Below are 18,984 nucleotides of genomic sequence, written 5' to 3'. Positions count from 1 at the left end.
GGATGGAGGGTTGCCAGCGCCGGTAGCACCTCAGCGGGGGGCGTACTTCGGGGCGCCAGCACAGCAACGAGTGTACGCGGTGCGCGTCGAACGCCCACCGGGGGGAGTCCGATCGGTCCGGTTATCCGGTTTTTTCGTTTAATGCCTGCTGTGCGGCGCGGCCGATCTCACCCTTTACAGCGCCGTCCTGCGTGGTGGGGCGACGAGCCGAATCGGCGTAAGGGCCGAGGCATTTGGGGGGGAATATGATCATGATCCGCAGGATCACGCTGGCCGCCATGGCGGCGGCCGCCTTTGCAGCGGCTACGTTCACGGCCGATCAAGCCGACGCTCAGCAAGCGTACGGACGCGCTTGGGGCGGGACCTATACCAGCCAAGACTGGAATCGGTTCTACCATTATCCGTACGTGTACTACCCTCAGAACTACTGGGGCGACGAGTACTATCGCTCGGCAGATAGCCTGTACTACCGCTACCCGCCCGAGATGCGGATTCCGGTCTACAACAAGCGTTGGCACAACTACTACCCGAGCCCGCGCAAGTTTCACAGCGGACACCACTTCATCCTCGACGTGTTCTGATACGCCGGGGATCAGCAGTGCGTGCATGGTCTGGGTCAATCCCCAGCCCTGCCGCGACTCACGCAGGACACCAGTGTGGACTTTGGCCTGTGCCAAGCCACCGGGTTCGATCCCCAGGCTGTTTTAGCTTTTGTGCGTCTCGTCAATCGGGCGTGAGGCATCACCCAGCGCTGCGCCGACGGCGTCCTGCGATCGCGCTTCCTTCCCGTGGATGCGTAGTCGGAGGGGGGCACGCCGACGGTCAGCAGCCCGCTCGCGTGAGCCCACGCCTGATGCGAGAAGTCGGGTAGGCCCGGGGCAAAGATCGGGTCGGTGCGCTGAGCGCTAACGCTGGATGGCGAGCTGGGCAATCAGTTCGCGGGCGGTAGCGGCGGCTTCGGTCTTGGGGTCGCGTTCGACGAGCTTCTCGAGCATGCCCGCCGCGCGGCGGCGTGCGACCCCGTTTCCCTTGGAAGCGGTCCGCAGGGCGGACTCAAGCGCGCGCTGTGCGCGGATCTCGTTGGAAACGCTCTTGTTGTCGGCCAGACCATCAAGCTGTTCGACAATCTTCGCGTGCATCTCGTAGCCGTCGTACTTCAGGCTCATGATCTCGAGCCGCTTGTAGGCTTCCCAGCTCTTGCGCTGTCGGTTGTCCTCATCGACCTTGGTCTGATCTTTTTTTCGCTCGCTATCGACCGCGGCGATCAGCGCTTCTGCGGCGGTCTTCGTCGCCACGTCGCGACTGTCTTTGGCCCGCTGGATGCCACGGGCTGCACGGGCGAACCCGCCGAGTTCAACCAGATACCAAGACTCGCGTAAAGCGGGAGGGATCAGCACCTGCGTTGGATCGACCCGCCACGCGGCTCCCTTCAGCACCGAGTCGATATCGTTCTTGAGCGTCGCGATCGCTCCGTTGCCCAGTTGGCCCGTTGCTGAGACCGTACGGATTTGATTGACGTTGCTCAGCGAGATTTCATTGACCCCCATGCTGCGCTCGAACGAGCGATCCGTATCGATGATCAAAGGCCATTGAACACGTCGCCGCCGGGCATATTGCTGCACATCGTGGGGGGGAGTGCCCGAATTGATCGCGATGAACACAACCGGTTTGCCCTCGTACGAAGCGGCGAGATTCTGGAGCTGCGGCCACGCTTCAGCGCAGCGCGGACAGGTCTCATCGAAAAAGTAGAGAACGACTCCCTTGCCGGTGAGGGACTCGGCCGTGAGCGGCGGGCTGTTGAGCCACTGCAGCGGGTTGCTTGGTAGGCTCCAGGTGGGCTCGGCCGCTGGGCCACCGCCTGCGCTAGCGCTGCGAGGGGCGTTGAATGTTGTCTGCCCCATCGCCGTGCCGTCGCCCAGGCTGGGCCCGATTGCAACGAGAAGTAAAGTCAGTGTGAACCGATGCATGGGCCCCTCGCTCGACCGGAAGAGAAAAAAGTCTCAGAGGCTGCGGCACCCATTTTCTGACGACCGGTTCCGACGGTCGTGCGGCGCTTGCTGGGGCAGCCCTGGGGGATAGCGTAAGCTACCGGATCGCCCGCCGTCGAGCGTTTCGGCCACGCTCCTCAGGCGAAGGCGGCAGGCGGGCTCGGAAGGTGGCCCCCCGCCGATCATCAACCGCCGCTCGACTCGAGCCGGACTCCCTGTGAAGCCGTCCGTTAGGTGGGCCCGCGGCCCGCCACGAGCTCTTTTTCCCATTCCTGCATCAGAGGCCAGTCGATAGCGCAGGTGCCGAAGTCGGCCCGATGCAGATAGCCTTCGAGCCGATCGATCGTGCTCTGGATAAGCGTATCGTCCTTGCGAAAGATCGGTCCGTGGCTGGGGAGCAACCACTTAACGTCGCTGTCGCGGATCCGCGTTAGCGAGGCGATGAAGTCGGGGATGCTGCTGCCGTGATGGGCGTCGATGACGCCCACCGAGCCGTCGCGAAACAGATTGTCGCCAGAGAACAGCAGATCGCCCAGCCGAAACGAGAGCTGCCCATCGGTGTGGCCCGGAGTGTGCCATACCTCTAGTTCCAGCGAACCGACACGGACCGTGTCGCCGTCGGTAACCAGGTGCTCGCACTTAACCGGCGGCATGTCGAGATCGATCCCCTGAGCGTCGATCTGGGCGAACGTCGCGATGCGATCCCCTGCCTCGAGCTTCTTAGCGGCTACCGGATGGCAGGTGACGCTGGTCTTGAGGATCTGCTTGGCCTTGGCGAGCCCCTGAATGTGATCGACGTCCGCGTGCGACGCGATAAGCGTCTCGCATTGCGAGAAGGGGAAATCAAGCTGCCGAATCAGTTCGAGCACCTCGTCCACGGCATCTTCGTAGCCGATATCGATCAGCGTCCAGCGATCTTCGTCGAAAATCAGATAAACGCTGCAGGTCACCCGGCGCCGAGCCTGATGATTCAGCTCGATAACGTTCGGAAAAACGGGGGTCCGCTGGAGCATGGCGGAAGGGCGAAAGGCGGGGCCGAGGTCGGCGCGGGGCAGGGAAAGACGTGGGGCGGGTCCGTGAAAACCTGCCCCGCGATAATACGGGGCTCGCCAGACCGCCGCAACCAACGCCGCCCCCCCCGCGTTAGAGCCGACCGAGGATCGCGGCCAGCCCGCTGCGGTAGTTGGGATACGCGAGCCTTACGCCAAGCGTCTTTAGTAGCTTGTCGTTCCGTACCCGCTTGTCCGCCTCGGCCCGGGCGGCTCGCGGAGACCCAGGCTCAGGAACAGTGAACCGCGGCGGGGGGGCGTTCAGCAACCGCGCTGCCTCGGCATAGTAGTCGGCGCGGCGGGGCGGGGTGCCATCGGAAACGCATACCACCCCTGGTGCGGTTTGCGCCTCGGCTGCGGCCAGAACGGTGGTTGCAGCGTCGTCGGCGTGAATCAGATTTAGCCACCCCGTTTGCGGAGCCGCGATCGGCTCGCCCGCGCGGAGTGCCGCGACATAGGGGATTCGGTCGGGGCCATAGATGCCGGCGAGGCGCAGGATCGCCGCCTCGGCTCCACGCGGATCCGCGGCGATCGCGGCCTCGGCGTCTAGCGAGGCGATGCCGCCAGCTCGTTGCGGGTTAGGAGCCGTGGTCTCATTGACCCAATCTCCGCCCGCGTCGCCGTAGACCCCCGTCGAGCTGACGTACACAAACCGGCCTGTCCCGTCCGGCAAAGCGGCCAGCACGTTGCCGACACCGTCGGCGTAGACCTGCTGGATCGAGGCCTCCGAGGAGCGGTCGTAGCCCACCGAAAACAGCACCGTGTGGGAAACGGGGAGCCGCGCAAGGGACGCCCGCTGGACAACGTCGGCCACGATTGGCTCGAAGCCGGCGGCGGCCAACTGAGCGGCACGCTCGGGGCGGCGGGTGACGGTGTAGACGGTATCGCCCGCCGACTTCCAGCGCTCGGCAACCCTCATGCCGATGTATCCGCATCCAAAGATCAGGCGTGCAACCGGCATCGGCGTCGTGGTTTTGAAGGTAAACTAAGTCAATTGCGACCGCGGCTACGCTGTCGCTGAGCCACGAGTTGTGTATACGATCGTCGGTTTGGCTGCCGGGGCAACCACCCCCCCGTGACCGAGGATCCCCCTGCCCGTGTTTCTGCTCCCCTTGAGGTAGCAGCCAGGAGACGACAATGTCGAGCGCCCGACCCAGCTCGGACAAGGACAACACCGACCCGCCAGCCAGTTGCCTAACGGTGCTCGGGTGGCGCGAATGGATCGCGCTGCCAGGTCTTTCTATCCCGCGGTTGCGGGCCAAGATCGACACGGGGGCGAAGACCTCGAGTCTGCACGCCGAAGCGTGCGAGGAGTTTGAGCAGGACGGGGCCGAGTGGGTGCGTTTTGTCGTGCGGACCCCCCACCACTGTTATCGGTGCACCTCCGAAGTGATCGATCGCCGGATGGTGAAAAGCTCGAACGGGCAGACCGAGGATCGCCCTGTCATCCGTGTAGAAGGGCAGCTGGGATCGGTACGCTGGCATCTCGATCTGACGCTAACCGACCGCACCCCGATGCGGTTTCCGATGCTGCTGGGGCGCCGGGCGATGGATCATCGGTTTGTGATCGATCCCGCGCGGTCCTACGCGCAGCCCAAACCGCCCCGGCGTTCGCGTAAGCCGTCGGCCTGAGCGAGCGCTCGTGGGCTAGCTCGTTTTGCTCGGTGCACCCACGTTGGCCTACCCGATCGAGCCCGGGTTGTCTTGCCCTTTGGCACCGCTTTCGAGATACGCGGTCAGCATGATCTGGGCGGCGAGGGCGTCGATCCGCGCCTTGCGGCGTTTTTTCGTGAGGTTGGCTTCTTGGAGCAACGACTCGGCTTGCGAAGAGGTGTAGCGCTCGTCGTAGAAATCGACCTTCAGAGCGGTGTGCTGCGTGAGCCAGGCCCCGAAGCGGCGGGCCTCGACTGACTTTTGGCTTTCGCCCCCGTCCAGATGGACCGGCAGACCGACAACCCACCACAGCAGCCGCTCTTCGCGGGCGAGCGTGCAGAAGTATTCGGCGTCGAGGCGCTCGCTACGTCGGCTGTAGGTGCCCGCTGGCGAAGCCATGCCGATCTCAAGATCGCCGATCGCGACCCCGATGCGCACCGTCCCGTAGTCGATGCCACCGATTCGCCCCCGCGTGGGGCGGGGGGGTAAGTCGGCGGTGTTGGGCGATGGTTGAGGCGCGCTCAGAGGTGTTCCTCCCACCCCAGTTCTTCCAGGCGGCGCACGACATCGCGGATCGCCTCTTCGTCGTGCTTGTTCGCGACCAAAGTGGCGTCGGGCGTGTGAACGACGATCGTGTCTTTCAGGCCGAGCGTGACGATCAGGTGACCGTCCGAGGATCGAACCACGGTATCGGTGGTGCGCAGACCCAGGTGCTTGCCGACGATCGTGTTGCCGTCGGCATCGGTGCCCAGGCGCCGGGGAAGGGCTTGCCAACCACCCAGGTCGTCCCACTCAAAAGGTGCCTCGATCACCGCCACGTTCGTGGCGTGCTCCATGACGGCATAGTCGATCGAAACGCCCTCGATGGCGGCGAACTCGCGTGTGAAGACCTCGTCCTTGGCCGGCGTTTCCCAAGCGTCAACGATCTTCTCAAGACGATCGAGAGTCTTGGGCTGGTGTTCACGCAAAGCGTTCAGGATCGTTGTCGCGCGCCAGACAAAGATGCCGCTGTTCCAGTAGGAGTCGCCCGCAGCCAAGAACTCGGCAGCCGTTGCGGCGTCCGGTTTTTCGCGGAACCGGGCCACGCCATACGCCGGGGCGTCGCCGTGCGGTGCCGATAGCGGTTTGCCCCGCTGGATGTAGCCGAAGATCTCCGCCGGGTAGGTCGGTTTGATCCCAAAAGTGACGATCCGCTCAGGCTCCGCATCGACCAAGTCGGCAGCTTGCCGGACCGCTGCTTGAAAGGCGGTGTCGGGCGTGATCACGTGGTCGGCGGGGAGCACGACCATCGTTGCATCGGGATCCTGGCGGATGCGCGTGACGAGCAGGGCCGCCAGTCCGATACAGGGAGCCGTATCGCGCTTGCACGGCTCGCCGACGACGGCGTCGGCCGCAAGTTCGGGCAGTTCACGCCTCACCGCAGCAGCCAAACGCTGGTTGGTGACCACCATTTGTCGTTCGGCCGGCGCTGCGTCTCCCAAACGCGCGGCGGTTTGGGCGATCATGGTCTGGGAACCCACCAGCGAGAGCAACTGCTTGGGGGTGTCGCGCCGGCTGGCCGGCCAGAAACGCGTGCCGGAACCCCCGGCCATGATGATCGCGTGGAGCATAAGTGAGCGTTGGAGCAGAGTTGATGTCGGTTGGGGACCGCTGTGACCGAAGTCTAACGCACCGCGAGTTGCTTCAGCAGCCGCCGGGCCGCTTCTGCCGGCTCGGCAGACCCGGTAACAGCGGCGCTAACCGCAATGCGTTGTGCTCCCGTTGCCAGCACATCGGCGAGATTCTCTTCGGTGATGCCTCCGATCGCGTACGCCGGCAGGGACGTTGTCACGGCCGCTTCACGCAGAAAGTCTAAGCCGGCAAACGACTCGAACCGTTTGGTTTTGGACGGAAACGTGGGCCCCAACCCCACGTAGTCGGCCCCCGACTTCACCGCCTGCTTGAGCTGTTCCACGTTGTGGGTGGAGACGCCGATCAACCGCTGCGGCCCGACGATTGCCCGGGCGTCGTGAACCGAGAGTTCCTCCTGGCCCACATGAACCCCATCGGCACCAGCCAGCACCGCGAGATCGGGACGGTCATTGACGATCGTCAGCGTTGGAAAGTCGGCCGCGGCCGTGACCATCGCCCGGGCAAAGCACACCAGCGCGCGATCGCAGAGCCCTTTCTCGCGGAGCTGTACCACCCCCACCCCGGCTTGGCAGAGCGACGTGACAAGTGCGCTAAAGTCGGCGAGCGAACCGCTGCCATCAAGAATTACGTACAGCCGGGCCGAAGCGAGCCGATCGGACCCCCGCTGCCCGGCGGCGATCGCCTTGGCGATCTGATAAGTCTCGTAGCGCAGCCGCTCGAAGCCGGCTGACGGAGCGCCGTCGACCGTTTTCGCGAATTCTTCCAGGCTACGGAGGGCCTGTTGGGAGCGTTCGAGACTCGCGATGCAGACCTCCTCGGCCGAAGCACGGCAGGTTTCGCTGAGGGTTGAGATCGAGACCCCCACATCAGATGCGGTTTCACGCAGGGCGAGGCGGTCTTGCCACGGAAAAACTCGTCCTAATTCTGCCAGCCCGTGGCGCAGACGCTTGAGCTGCTCGGTGAGCAGGGCGTCGTCCCGAATAAACCGTGCGTAGTCTTCGACCACGCGCAGCCCCTCGGCCGCCCGGTTGAGCGAGGCGTCGAGGGTGCGCAGCACCCGCGGATCGGCCACTGAAAATAGAGGCTTCGAGTCCGATGCGTCGGATGGGTTGGGGAGTTCGGCAGACACGGCGGCTGATGGGGGGAGAGCAGGGCGAGGCGATGCGGGCGGTCTGCCATTCTGGCCTGTTGGGCGAGGATCGCTAGCAGGCCGTGGTCCGGCTCTTTTTTCGAGGCGGACGCAGGACTTGCAGCACGATGGCCGTGGGCGACCTAAATCGTTGTGCTAGCTATGTTTGTCTTGTTGATGGCAGGCTGCAGCGGTATGCTCCGCGCGGCCCTGGGGCGACGGAAACGCCGCTGATTAGAGGTCGCTGAGCGGTTTGCGCCCGAGATTTGCAGTCTCTGGCATTCGCGGGTCCTGGTGGGCGTGTTTCGCCACGAGGGCACGCGATTTCGTAGTTTTTAGAAGGTCTCATCGTGCCGCGTCCAAAACGTCGCTCCGCGCTGCCCTGGTGGACCTATCTTTGGCCAGGACTGCCGCATCTTTGGCTGCGAGGGTCGCTGGCGGGGCTGACGCTCGCGCTGGCTTTCTCGGTGATGCTGAATGTGCTGGTATTAGCAACGCTGGTTTGGCCGGCGTGGCTCGAAACACGGCTTAGATTTTGGTGTGGCGCGGGTGTGCTCGCGCTGTGGATTGCCGCTCTGGTAGAGACGCGCGGCGAGCTGCGGCGACAAGCCGCTCGGCGCGAGCAAGAGGCCGACGACACGCTTGAACCCCTTCCAGCCCAAGAATCTCTTAACGACCTCCGGATCAAACAGGCACAGCAACATTATCTACGGGGCGAATGGGTCGATGCTCAGCGAGTGCTTCGCCAAGCGCTCCGCACCGACCGACGCGACCCCGAGGCCCGATTGTGGTACGCCATGGTGCTGCGGCGCAGCGAGCGCCCCGCCACGGCGATCCGCCAGCTCCGCCGCCTCGAGCGGCTCGACGACGCGGCCCCGTGGCGATACGAGATAGAAAAAGAACGAAGACTGCTGACCGAGAACGATCCTCAGGCGGTTCCGCAGCAACCGGCCGAAGAAGCCTCAGCACCGCCCTCGACACTCCCCATAGCGACGATTCAACCTCAGCCGAACGGACGCAGGGCGGCGTGAAACTTTTTTCCGCCGCCGACCACCCGCTTGGTCGCCGAACGAACCAACCCCTACAATAAAACGCAACAAGGCAAACGGGAGGACGGGGCGGCGTGTGGCCGCCAGTTCGCCCGATCACCCCTGCCCGCCGTTCCGCCCGACTTCCGGGTGAACGTTTGGACGGGGGGCCCCAGCAACGGAGAAGGCCATGTACGAACGCTTCACCGACCGTGCCCGCAAGGTGATGCAGCTCGCCAACCAAGAGGCGCAGCGCTTCAACCACGAGTACATTGGCACCGAGCACGTGCTCTTGGGGCTGATCAAAGAAGGCAGCGGCGTCGCCGCGAATGTCCTCAAGAATCTGGATGTGGATCTCAGAAAGATCCGCCTCGAGGTTGAGAAGCTTGTCCAATCGGGGCCCGACATGGTCACCATGGGCAAGCTCCCCCAAACCCCCCGCGCGAAGAAGGTCATCGAGTACTCGATGGAAGAAGCGCGCAACCTGAACCACAACTACGTGGGCACCGAGCACATCCTGCTCGGCCTGTTGCGTGAGCAAGAGGGCGTCGCGGCCCAGGTGCTCATGAACCTTGGTCTCAAGCTGGACGAGGTTCGCGAAGAGGTTCTCAACCTGCTCGGTCACGGGATCGAGGGGGGCGAGACGGAACGCGGCGGACGCGGTACCGCTCCGGAAGAAGGCGAAGAGGGCGAAGAGGGCGAAGGCCGCGGCCGCAAAGGTTCGCGCAGCAAGACCCCGGCCCTGGACAGCTTCGGCCGCGACCTGACCGAGCTAGCCAAGCAAAAGAAGCTCGATCCGGTCATCGGGCGTGAGAAAGAGATCGAGCGCGCCATCCAGGTGCTGTGCCGTCGCACCAAAAACAACCCGGTGCTGTTGGGCGAAGCGGGCGTTGGTAAAACCGCGATCGTCGAGGGCTTCGCCCAACGCGTGATCGATGGCAACGTTCCCGAGCTGCTCCTCGATCGCCGCATCGTGGTGCTTGACCTGGCGATGATGGTTGCCGGTACGAAGTATCGGGGCCAGTTCGAGGAGCGGATCAAGGCGGTCATGAACGAGGTCCGCCGCGCGAAGAACACCATTCTGTTCATCGACGAGCTGCACACGCTCGTTGGGGCGGGCGGAGCCGAGGGGGCCATCGATGCGTCCAACGTGCTGAAGCCAGCTCTGGCGCGTGGCGAGATCCAGTGCATCGGAGCCACAACACTCGACGAGTATCGCAAGTACATCGAGAAAGACTCGGCGCTCGCGCGGCGATTCCAGGAGGTGCTCGTCGAGCCGACGACCCCGGATGACACCAAAGCGATCCTGGGCGGCCTCCGCCAGCGCTACGAAGAGCATCACCGCGTGCAGATTACCGACGACGCGATCAACGCGGCCGTCGAGTACTCGGACCGCTACATCACCGGCCGGTGCCTGCCCGACAAGGCGATCGACGTGATCGACGAGGCTGGCGCACGGGTGCGGCTGAAGACCATGAGCAAGCCGCCGAATCTCAAGGAGATCGACGACGAGGTCGAAGCGCTCAACCGCGATAAGGAAGAGGCGGTCGCCAATCAAGACTTTGAAAAGGCCGCCGCCCTCCGCGATCAGGCCGACAAGCTCAAGAAGAAAAAGGCGCAGATCACCAAGGACTGGCGCGAGAAGTCGCGCGAGAACGGCGGTGTGGTTGACGAAGACGTCATCGCCGAAGTGGTCAGCAAGATGACCGGCATCCCGCTCACGCGGATGACCACCGAAGACTCGCTCCGCTTGATGCGGATGGAGGATGAACTCCACAAGAAGGTCATCAGCCAAGACGAGGCGATCAAGGCGATCGCCCGCGCTGTGCGACGCAGTCGCAGCGGCCTGCAAGATCCCAAACGCCCCACCGGCACGTTCGTGTTCGCCGGACCGACAGGCGTCGGCAAGACGCTGCTGGCGAAGGCTCTGGCGGAGTTTATGTTCGGCGACTCGGAGGCCCTGATCCAGATCGACATGTCCGAGTACATGGAGAAGCACAACGTCAGCCGACTGATTGGCGCGCCTCCCGGATACGTCGGCTACGAGGAAGGGGGCCAGCTTACCGAGCAGATCCGCCGTCGGCCGTACGCTGTCGTGCTGCTCGATGAGATCGAGAAGGCGCACCCCGAAGTCTTCAACATGCTGCTGCAATTGATGGAAGAGGGTCGTCTGACCGACTCCTTCGGACGCAGCGTCGATTTCCGCAACACGATCGTCATCATGACGACCAACGCCGGAGCGGACGCGATCAAGAACGAGTCGGCCTTCGGCTTCCAGAAGCCGGACGACGACGCGAGCTACGACGGTATGAAGACCCGCGTGATGGACGAGATCGAGAAGGTCTTCCGTCCCGAGTTCATCAATCGCGTGAACGATGTCATCGTCTTCCGTCACCTGACGGAAGAGAATCTCAAGCACGTTGTCGAACTGGAAGTTTCGAAGGTCCGCGAGCGGCTTGCCGATAAGGGATTCGAGCTACAGCTGACCGATGACGCGAAGGCGTTCCTCGTGAAGAAGGGCTCGAACACCGACTACGGTGCCCGCCCGCTGCGTCGCGCGATCGAGTCGTTTATCGAAGACCCGCTGGCCGAAGAATTACTCAAAGGCGAGTTTGCGGGCAAGGACACGATACGCGTCGAGGTCAAAGAAGTCGCCGGTAAGAAGCAGCTTTCGTTTGAAGGCTTGCAGACCAAAGAGCCCGAGCCCGAGCCGGTTGGCGCCGGCGTTGGTGCCGAGTCGGGCGACGCACCTGAGTCCAGCGACGGCTGATTAACCCCAGCGACTGTTGGGTATCGCTAATCCTACGCGCGACGCGTCACTCTCCCCGGGGGAGTGACGCGTCGCTCTTTTTTGTGCTTCAGCGGCGTGTTGCCAGCAACGCGCCGCCAATCACCACAAGAAACAGAGCGCTCGGCTCGGGGACAGCCGCGCTAGCTGCGACACTGCCATACTCCGCGACCCAAGTGGCGTACTGATCGGGGCCGATGACGGAGCTGTTGGGATCGTTGGGCAGGGTCCCCGCCGGGGCACCGACATTGTCACGCCAAACCGTGTAGTCGATCACATCGACGAAGCCATCTTCGTTGTAGTCACCGTCAATGCTCGGCACCGCGACCACACGATAGATATCGTAGCGCTGGACGTCGATAATCAGCATCTCGCCCAGGCCGTCTTCGCCAAAGGAAACCAACGAACCGAGCGAGTTAAACGTGGGGAAGAGCTGCCGCGTGCGGTCGGTAACGCTCGTTACGACCCCGTTCTCGTAGCGGAGAGTCGAGATGCCGTCGCGCACGTAATCGCCAAAAAAGTACTCGCCAACCAGCTCGGGGATCGCGCTCCCACGGTAGACGGTCCCGCCGACAATGGAGGCGCCGGATCCTCGCGCGTATTCGTGGATCGGGTCGATTGCGCCGGGCGGGGCCGGATCGCTGACCGAGGGGTTGTCGGCGGAACCCTCAAGCGCGCGCCAACCGAAGTTTTGGCCCCCCGTCGAGCCGCCGGGGATAAAATTCACTTCTTCAAAGTAGACCGATCCGACATCGCCGATGTACAGATCACCCGTTTGCGAATCGAATCCCGCCCGGAAAGAGTGGCGCAACCCCAAGGAAAACACGCGGGGGTCTGCCGCGACCCCGTCGGCGTAGGGATTCGTGGGCGGAATCACATAGTTGCGAGTAGGGTCCGCCGGATAGCTGTCGCCGTTGACATCCACTCGGAGCAGCTTGCCGTGCAGGTCGAACGGGTCTTGCGCCGGCAGGCCGTTGGCCGCGCCGTTGTTGACCCCGCCGTCGCCGGTGGTGGCGTAGAGGTAGCCATCGAGCGGGCTGAAGCCGACCCAGCCACCGTTGTGGCTGCGCCGCTCGTTCGGCATCTCGAAGATCTGCCGCTCGTAAGTCGGATCGGCGATCAGCGGATTCGCGACGGAGCGGCGGCGTTCGGTCACTCGCACAAACGGATCGGTATTGCTGAAGGTGTAGGTGTAGAACAGACCGTTGGTGTCATAGTCGGGGTGAAATGCCATTGAGAGCAAACCATCCTGAGCAACCGGCGTAGCGTTCGGCAAATTCATGAAGGTGCTGACGGTCTGCCCGGTCGTTCGATCCAGAATGACCACGTCCATCGTCCCACGGGATCCAACGAAGATGTGGTCGGGGCTCCCCGGTGCCGCGATGGCGAACATCGGTTCGCTGACCGGATTCTCGGCGAGCAGTTGAGCCTGTAGGCTCACCGCCAGAGCTTGCGAGCCGAACAGCGAAAGCACGAAAAAGCAGCCGGCTATGAGTCTCATGAGGTATTGCCTAAGGGGGGAGCGATAGCGCTCTGCAGCAGCGGGAGTGACTCTCCGAGCACGGCGACGGCCGACTCAACGCCCGCATCGATCGGCGGGTGGGCAAGCGTCCCCGCGATAGTCGTGAGCGGTTCGGAAGCAATTGACGTTAGCTTCCGCGGATCGCGTTGGTCAACCAAATCGGGGCTGATTTCCTCGGTTCAGAGCCAAAGCACCAGAAGAGATCAACGAAAAATACTTTGATTCGCGGCCCATGTGGCTTGCAGCGGAGAGGGCTTGTATTAGTCTGGAAGGGTTCTTTCGGCCTCCCTACACGCTTTCCGCTAATGCCGCTGCACGGACCTGCTGACTCTCCGCGTGCTCTCTGAGTGCCGCCGACAGTCCTTCTTGCCTTCCGTGCCCGCTCTTTGTCGCCGCCGTTGTTCGGCGTTGCTTGATCAATGGGCCCTGCGTTTCTTGGGTCCGAGATTTTGGCAACGCCGTGTGAGCGAGCCGCACGCCGCGTGCGGTCTTCAGCCGTTCGTAGGACCGTTCTTCGCGCTTGCGAAGGGTCGGCATTCGGTGCTTTGCAGCAGCCGAAGCCGTAACGGATTCGCATGGTGACGACACCGAGACAGGGTTGTGGGGCAACGGGATGAGAAAAACGATCCGCGCCGCGGCTGCCTGCTTTCACAAACCCAGCGCCTCCCCCGGCGTCATCTCCGCATCTGACACCTCTCCCTAACGCCTTCTGGCGGTACCGACCATGAATCTGCTCCCAAGAATCGTTTTGCTCCTCGGCCTGGCGTCATTTCCTGTGGTGTCTGAAGCCGCGGTGATGTCGCCGGTGGACGACTTTCAGGATGGCACCACTCAAAACTGGGGATCTGCCTCACAATCGATCGTGGTGATCTCCGACGGCGGTCCGGCGGGCGCGGGCGATATCTTTCTGCGTTATGCCTCCAATGGCTTCGGCGGGCCAAACTCACGGATGGTCCTTCCGATGAACGCCGCCGGCAATCAGTGGCAGGGCGATTACCTGGCCGACGGCTACGTTGGCTTTTCGGTGGACATCGCTAACCCCGGAGCCACCGACCTGGTTCTCTATCTGACGATCGGCAGCGGCACGGACGTGAGCGATGGATCGTGGGTCAGCACAACAACCCCCGTTACGGTTCCCTCGGGCAGCGGTTGGACAAGCATTGATTTTTCGATCCGCCCCGAAGAACTCGCAGTGCTGCGAGGCGACGCGAACCCTGCCAACACGCTCGCCAACGTCAAACAGCTCCGGCTGCTGTCTAGCGCAGGCGGCCTGCCGATGCTCAGCTTCGGCGGCTCGGGCTCGCCTCAGGGAGACGTCGTCGCTGCAACGCTAGAGATCGATAACTTTCGTGCAGTTGTCATCCCCGAGCCGACCGCCGCTGCCCTCGTGATCGGTTCGCTGATTTTCCTGCGCCGCCGCGTCTGCTAAGGGCGATACGCCGCGCTCAGTTCAGACACCGTGTTTGATTTTCCTTCTGCAAGAATTTCTCGATGTCGCTTCGTCGCACCTTCTCGTCACGGTTTGTCGGCTGCTTGGCCCTAGCGTTCGCTACGCCTGCGCTGGGGGTTAACCAGACCGCGACGACCACGCCGGTCGTCGTCGGCGGTGGTCTGCCGTACCAGGTTGAGCTGCGCCGTTACGACATGGCCGGGGCGAGCGTACCCACCGTCCACTCATTCGTCGCGGGCGAGCTCAACGGACAATGGGTGGTGCTCGCGGGTTTGACAAACGGTCTGCACGGCTTCGACCTCAACGAGAGCCAAGTCCCCGGTGGTCGGCAGAACCGCAGCGTGTGGGTGATCGATCCCGTAACGCGTCAAACCTGGAGCCGTTCCTACGACGCCGCCAGTGCCGATAGCGGATTCTCGCCGCTGGAAGCGCTGTCGCTCTCGACCGCCAACGCGCAGTTTGAGCAAGTCGGCGAAACGCTGTTCATGATCGGCGGTTACGGTGACAACAACCCGAGCGACGAAACCAGTCGCGGCACGTTTTCGACCCTATCGGCGATCGACCTGCCCGGCCTGGTCGATTGGGCCAAGGGGGGCATGGGAATGGCGGCCGATCACGTGCGCCAGGTCAGCGATCCCCTGCTGGCGGTCACCGGCGGCGATCTTTACGAGATCGGTGGCCAGATGCATCTGGTGTTCGGTCAAGATTATCAGGGCCGCTACCGCGGCAGCCTGAACGGTGAGTACACCAAGCAGGTTCGCACGTTCACGGTGCAAGACGATGGCACAACGCTTGGTCTGACGGCCGTTGCCGCGAGCACGCCACAGGAACATTTCCGTCGTCGTGACCTGAACGTCTATCCGACGCTCGAGAAGCAGGCCGATGGTTCGCTGGTGGAAGGGATCACGGTGCTCGCAGGCGTCTTCACTCCGACCAACGGCTACTGGACCGTGCCGGTCGAGATCGACGCCACCGGGCAGCCGACCCAGATCGAAGAGGGCCTTGATCCGCTCAACGCTGGTGGCGTACTCGACGCCAGCCCGGCGGTGTTTCGCCAGGGCATGAACGTTTATCACTCGGCCAAGGCCGGCCTGTTCTCCGCCGCGACAGGCGACATGCACGAGTTGCTGTTCGGCGGCATCACGCTCCAGGAGTACGATCCCACGAGCACCGCAGCCGACGCGAACGGCTTTGTTACCGACCAGCGACTGCCCAACACCAGCCAGATGTCGGCCGTGGTGCGCCGCGCCGATGGCAGCTATGAGCAGCACTATCTGGGAGCGTTTCCCGAGATGCTGACCGACGGCGGAGAACCGATGCGTTTCGGATCGAACGCCGAGTTCTTTATTGATCCGAACCTACAGGTGTACGGCAACGGCGTGCTGGATCTCGACGCGCTGGCTGGTGGGGCTGACGCCCAGGGGCGTATCCGTATCGGCTATGTCTTTGGCGGCATCGTGGCGAACGCCCCCCACGTGTTCGGCAACCCGACGGGGCTCTCCGCCGCCAGCGGCGAGGTCTTTGAAGTAATTCTTACGCTGGTTATCCCCGAGCCGACAACGATCGGCCTTCTCAGCTGCTTGGCGCTAAGTGGTGGCAGACTGGGCGCGCGGCGTCCAAGGCGGCGCTAGCAGTGCGCCAAGCTGATGAGGCCTACCTTCTCATCGATTGCTCGGCGTCACCAGCAAGGGTCATGGCACACGCCGCTCAACTGCTAGCGGTGAGCGCAGCGCAAACCCGCGTGGCCCGCAGGGTCTTCTCAAGCTGCCCAGGTGTCACGATCGATAGAGTGAGGTGGAGTCCTCTCGGCGTGCGCCGAAGGTCCGCCCCGACTCGAACATGCGATCAACCATGGCTTCTGACGCCGCTAGCAACGCCCCGAGCGACGCACGCGGCTTGGGTGCGGCGGTCGGCGATTCGATCGCCGATCTGGGGACGATGATCGTCGAATTGATCGCCGGTTTGGGCGATTTCACGCTGTTCTTTGGGCAGACGTTGGCGTGGCTCTTCCGCCGAGTGCCGAGCCGTCAGCTCGTCGTAACGAGTCTCTATCAGATCGGCGTCCGCAGCTTGCCCGTTGTGGCCCTGACGGGCACCTTCATCGGCATGGTGCTGGCGGTACAGTCGTACAACCAGTTCGAGCGGTTCGGCATGGAGAACCGGCTGGGCGTGATGATTAACCTGTCGATGTACCGCGAGCTGGGCCCCGTTCTGGCTGCCACGATGCTCGCCGGACGCGTTGGTAGCGCGATCGCTGCCGAGATCGGCACGATGCGCGTGACGGAGCAGATCGACGCACTGGCCTCGATGGGAGCCAGCCCGATTCAGCACCTGGTGGTGCCGCGATTGTTGGCGTGCTTTCTGATGATCCCCGCACTAACACTGATGGCCATCTTTATGGGGGTCGCGGGCGGGGCGTTCTATTGTGTGCACGTATTTGGCGTGGACCCCTACTTCTACTTCGCGAACGCGCAGGAATCGACCGGCGTGTGGGACCTGTTTTACGGTGTCACCAAGAGTGTTTTCTTTGGCGTCGCGATCGCCGTTATCAGTTGCTATCGCGGGTTCCACTCGGCAGCGGGTGCCGAAGGGGTGGGCCGCGCCGCAACGATCGCGTTCGTGCAGGCGTTTGTTGTGATTCTCGCGTTGGATCTGATGCTGAGCATCTCGCTTGATAGCCTGTATCAATTGATCTGGCCGGGGGAGGTCGCGATCGGATGAGCGCTTCGACACCCCCGTCTGCTCCAGATCCGGCCGTTGTTTCGTCGATGCTCGACGTGCGCCGTGTGAGCGTCCGTTTCGGCGAACAGGCCGTGCTGCGCGACCTGACGCTCAGCGTGCCCCGTGGAGAAACGCTGGTCATCATCGGCGAGAGCGGTTGCGGCAAGACCGTCTTGCTGAAGTCGCTCATCGGTTTGGTTAAACCGACGCAGGGTGTCGTCTCGTTTTGTGGGCGACCGCTGGCAGGGCTGACCGATCGGGAGCTAACAGCGGCACGCACACGCTACGGCTTTGTGTTTCAGAACGCGGCGTTGTTCGACAGCCTGTCGGTGGCGGAGAACGTTGCGTTCCCGCTGATCGAGCACCGCCGCGCGACACGCGAGGCGGCCTATCAGGCGGCGATCGAACGCTTGCACGAGGTGGGGCTTCCCACCTCGGTGATGACCAAGAAGCCCGCTCAGCTATCGGGGGGCATGCGTAAACGCGTCGGCTTGGCGCGGGCTCTGGTGATGGAGCCCGAGGTGCTGCTGTACGACGAGCCCACGACCGGTCTTGATCCCATCATGAGCGACGTCATCAACGAGCTGATCCTCCGCACGCGTGAGGGCCGTAAGGGCGTAACGAGCGTCGTGGTGACGCACGATATGCACAGCGCACGCAAGCTAGCCGACCGGATCATCATGCTGTACCCGGTGTCGCGTTTGTTGCGAGGCGAGCCGCAGATCGTTTACGACGGTCCGCCGGAGGGGATCGACGCCTCCAACGACCAGCGCGTCACCCAGTTCGTGCGGGGCGAAGCCCGCGACCGTCTTGAGGAACTGAGTCTTTCTGTTGCGGCGGACTGAGCCTCGCCGCCAACAAGAACGAATCACATTATGAACGAACGCACTCAAGAGTTTCGTGTCGGCGTCGTTGCTTTGATGGCACTTGTCATCACCGTGCTACTCGTCGCGCTCAACACCGGCACGGCGTTTCGTTTGACCGGTGCGCCTTATCCGATCGAGGTGCGCGTTGACCGTGCGCCGGGCGTGGGCGTGAACACTCCCGTACGCAAAGACGGTGTGTTGATCGGCCGCGTGGCTTCAACCGATTTTCTCGCCGACGGCGGGGTGCTGGTGCGGATGAACATCGAGCCGGGTGCCCCGATCTATCAGACGGATGCCTGCCGCGTACAGCCATCGAGCCTCTTTGGCGATGCGGTGATCAATTTCTCGAATGCGGGCGGGTTGCCAGCCGGCAGCCAGCCGCAACCGCTTGAAGCGGGCATGCGGATCACCGGAATGGCCTTGCCCGACCCGATCGAGGCGCTCACCAGCTTGCAGGTCGATGTCGGTCCGGCAATCGCTTCAATTGGCGAGGCCGCAGACGGTGTCGCGAGCTTGACCAATCGGATCAATGAGTCGCTCGGCAAAGACGCGGCGAAAGGCCAGGTGGACACCCTCGTCGATGACGCGCGCACCGCGATGGATCAGTTCACTCAGACCATGGCACTGCTGCAGAAGACAGCGGCGGATATCGATGCGTTAGTGAACGACCCGGTGCTCCGCGAGGGGCTCGATTCGGCCGCGCGCGACGTTCCGGCGCTGCTCGCCGAAGCCCGTTCCACCGTTCAACGTGCCGAGCAAACGCTTTCGTCGTTCTCGGGGGTGGTCCAGAGCGCGGAGAACAACCTCGAGAATCTCGAAGGCCTAACCAAGCCCTTGGGAGACCGCGGGCCCGAACTTGCGCAACTAGCGATCTCGGCTGTGGAGCGTCTTGACGCGACGCTGACCGAGGCACAAGCGTTCGTCCGTGCTCTTAGCGAGAGCGAAGGCACGATCGGGCGGCTGGTGAACGATCCGGCGCTCTACGACAACGTCTCGACACTCATGAAGAATGCGAATCTGGTGCTCGCTCAGATCTACGATCGAGCAAAGGAGCTGCGCGCACCGATTTACGACGCGCGGGTCTTCATGGATAAGATCGCTCGCAACCCGGGCTCGATTGTACGGGGTGCCCTGAACGAGGGGCCGCACCTCAAGTAA

16 protein-coding genes are annotated in these 18,984 nt (G+C 63.2%); 9 read left to right on the top strand and 7 right to left on the bottom strand.

From position 1 onward, the window contains the following. Nucleotides 1-278 precede the first annotated feature (278 nt). A complete protein-coding gene (locus Pla111_RS00605; protein WP_391581007.1) occupies nt 279-581 on the top strand; it encodes a calmodulin-binding protein in 303 nt (100 codons plus the stop codon). A 324-nt stretch (nt 582-905) separates the two neighbouring features. On the opposite strand, the gene Pla111_RS00600 is transcribed toward Pla111_RS00605, so the two are convergent. The 3 genes from Pla111_RS00600 to Pla111_RS00590 all read right to left on the bottom strand — a co-directional run bounded on the left by Pla111_RS00600 (nt 906) and on the right by Pla111_RS00590 (nt 3,998). Beyond that, complete coding sequence (locus Pla111_RS00600; protein WP_146570375.1) at nt 906-1,967, bottom strand: TlpA family protein disulfide reductase; 1,062 nt, start codon at nt 1,965-1,967, stop codon at nt 906-908. A gap of 251 nt (nt 1,968-2,218) precedes the next feature. Continuing rightward, nucleotides 2,219-3,001 (bottom strand): MBL fold metallo-hydrolase, encoded by a 783-nt coding sequence (locus tag Pla111_RS00595; RefSeq protein WP_146570373.1) that lies wholly within the window; start codon nt 2,999-3,001, stop codon nt 2,219-2,221. 130 nt (nt 3,002-3,131) lie between these two features. Next, nucleotides 3,132-3,998 (bottom strand): SDR family oxidoreductase, encoded by an 867-nt coding sequence (locus Pla111_RS00590; protein WP_146570371.1) that lies wholly within the window; start codon nt 3,996-3,998, stop codon nt 3,132-3,134. 176 nt (nt 3,999-4,174) lie between these two features. Here Pla111_RS00590 and Pla111_RS00585 point away from each other — a divergent pair, with 176 nt between their 5' ends. Beyond that, complete coding sequence (locus tag Pla111_RS00585; RefSeq protein WP_146570369.1) at nt 4,175-4,669, top strand: ATP-dependent zinc protease family protein; 495 nt, start codon at nt 4,175-4,177, stop codon at nt 4,667-4,669. Nucleotides 4,670-4,717: 48 nt separating this feature from the next. On the opposite strand, the gene ruvX is transcribed toward Pla111_RS00585, so the two are convergent. The 3 genes from ruvX to Pla111_RS00570 are packed head-to-tail and all read right to left on the bottom strand — an operon-like array spanning nt 4,718 to nt 7,451. Then, entirely contained in the window at nt 4,718-5,230 is a 513-nt protein-coding gene (gene ruvX / locus Pla111_RS00580) for a Holliday junction resolvase RuvX (protein WP_231930529.1), read from the bottom strand. Further along, entirely contained in the window at nt 5,212-6,300 is a 1,089-nt protein-coding gene (locus tag Pla111_RS00575; protein WP_146570367.1) for a mannose-1-phosphate guanylyltransferase, read from the bottom strand. Before Pla111_RS00575 ends, ruvX begins: the two co-directional genes overlap by 19 nt. Nucleotides 6,301-6,353: 53 nt before the next feature. Continuing rightward, a complete protein-coding gene (locus tag Pla111_RS00570) occupies nt 6,354-7,451 on the bottom strand; it encodes a thiamine phosphate synthase (protein WP_231930526.1) in 1,098 nt (365 codons plus the stop codon). 350 nt (nt 7,452-7,801) lie between these two features. Here Pla111_RS00570 and Pla111_RS00565 point away from each other — a divergent pair, with 350 nt between their 5' ends. Together Pla111_RS00565 and Pla111_RS00560 are read left to right on the top strand one after the other, a co-directional pair. Continuing rightward, on the top strand, nt 7,802-8,482 hold the full coding sequence (locus Pla111_RS00565; RefSeq protein ID WP_146570365.1) for a tetratricopeptide repeat protein: 681 nt from the start codon (nt 7,802-7,804) through the stop codon (nt 8,480-8,482). A 187-nt stretch (nt 8,483-8,669) separates the two neighbouring features. Beyond that, a complete protein-coding gene (locus tag Pla111_RS00560) occupies nt 8,670-11,249 on the top strand; it encodes an ATP-dependent Clp protease ATP-binding subunit (RefSeq protein WP_146570363.1) in 2,580 nt (859 codons plus the stop codon). Nucleotides 11,250-11,337: 88 nt separating this feature from the next. On the opposite strand, the gene Pla111_RS00555 is transcribed toward Pla111_RS00560, so the two are convergent. Next, on the bottom strand, nt 11,338-12,768 hold the full coding sequence (locus tag Pla111_RS00555) for a PQQ-dependent sugar dehydrogenase (protein ID WP_146570361.1): 1,431 nt from the start codon (nt 12,766-12,768) through the stop codon (nt 11,338-11,340). A gap of 745 nt (nt 12,769-13,513) precedes the next feature. Between Pla111_RS00555 and Pla111_RS00550 the strand changes: the two genes are divergently transcribed. The 5 genes from Pla111_RS00550 to Pla111_RS00530 all read left to right on the top strand — a co-directional run bounded on the left by Pla111_RS00550 (nt 13,514) and on the right by Pla111_RS00530 (nt 18,984). Then, the gene (locus Pla111_RS00550) at nt 13,514-14,218 is read left to right on the top strand and encodes a hypothetical protein (protein ID WP_146570359.1); all 705 of its coding nucleotides are present in this window, start codon (nt 13,514-13,516) and stop codon (nt 14,216-14,218) included. Between the two features lie 62 nt (nt 14,219-14,280). Further along, nucleotides 14,281-15,870, top strand: coding sequence for a hypothetical protein (locus Pla111_RS00545; protein ID WP_146570357.1), 1,590 nt, complete (start codon nt 14,281-14,283; stop codon nt 15,868-15,870). Nucleotides 15,871-16,078: 208 nt separating this feature from the next. After that, nucleotides 16,079-16,960 carry an MlaE family ABC transporter permease gene (locus tag Pla111_RS00540; protein ID WP_261342106.1) on the top strand — a complete coding sequence of 294 codons (882 nt, stop codon included), beginning with the start codon at nt 16,079-16,081 and terminating at the stop codon, nt 16,958-16,960. After that, the gene (locus Pla111_RS00535; RefSeq protein WP_146570355.1) at nt 16,957-17,805 is read left to right on the top strand and encodes an ABC transporter ATP-binding protein; all 849 of its coding nucleotides are present in this window, start codon (nt 16,957-16,959) and stop codon (nt 17,803-17,805) included. The genes Pla111_RS00540 and Pla111_RS00535 overlap by 4 nt, the downstream gene beginning before the upstream one ends. A gap of 30 nt (nt 17,806-17,835) precedes the next feature. Next, nucleotides 17,836-18,984, top strand: a complete 1,149-nt coding sequence (locus tag Pla111_RS00530) for an MlaD family protein (RefSeq protein ID WP_146570353.1) — start codon at nt 17,836-17,838, stop codon at nt 18,982-18,984.

This window comes from Botrimarina hoheduenensis (genome assembly GCF_007859815.1).
In the GTDB taxonomy this organism is placed as follows: Bacteria; Planctomycetota; Planctomycetia; order Pirellulales; family Lacipirellulaceae; genus Botrimarina; species Botrimarina hoheduenensis.
This window is presented reverse-complemented; position numbering and strand designations above follow the sequence as displayed.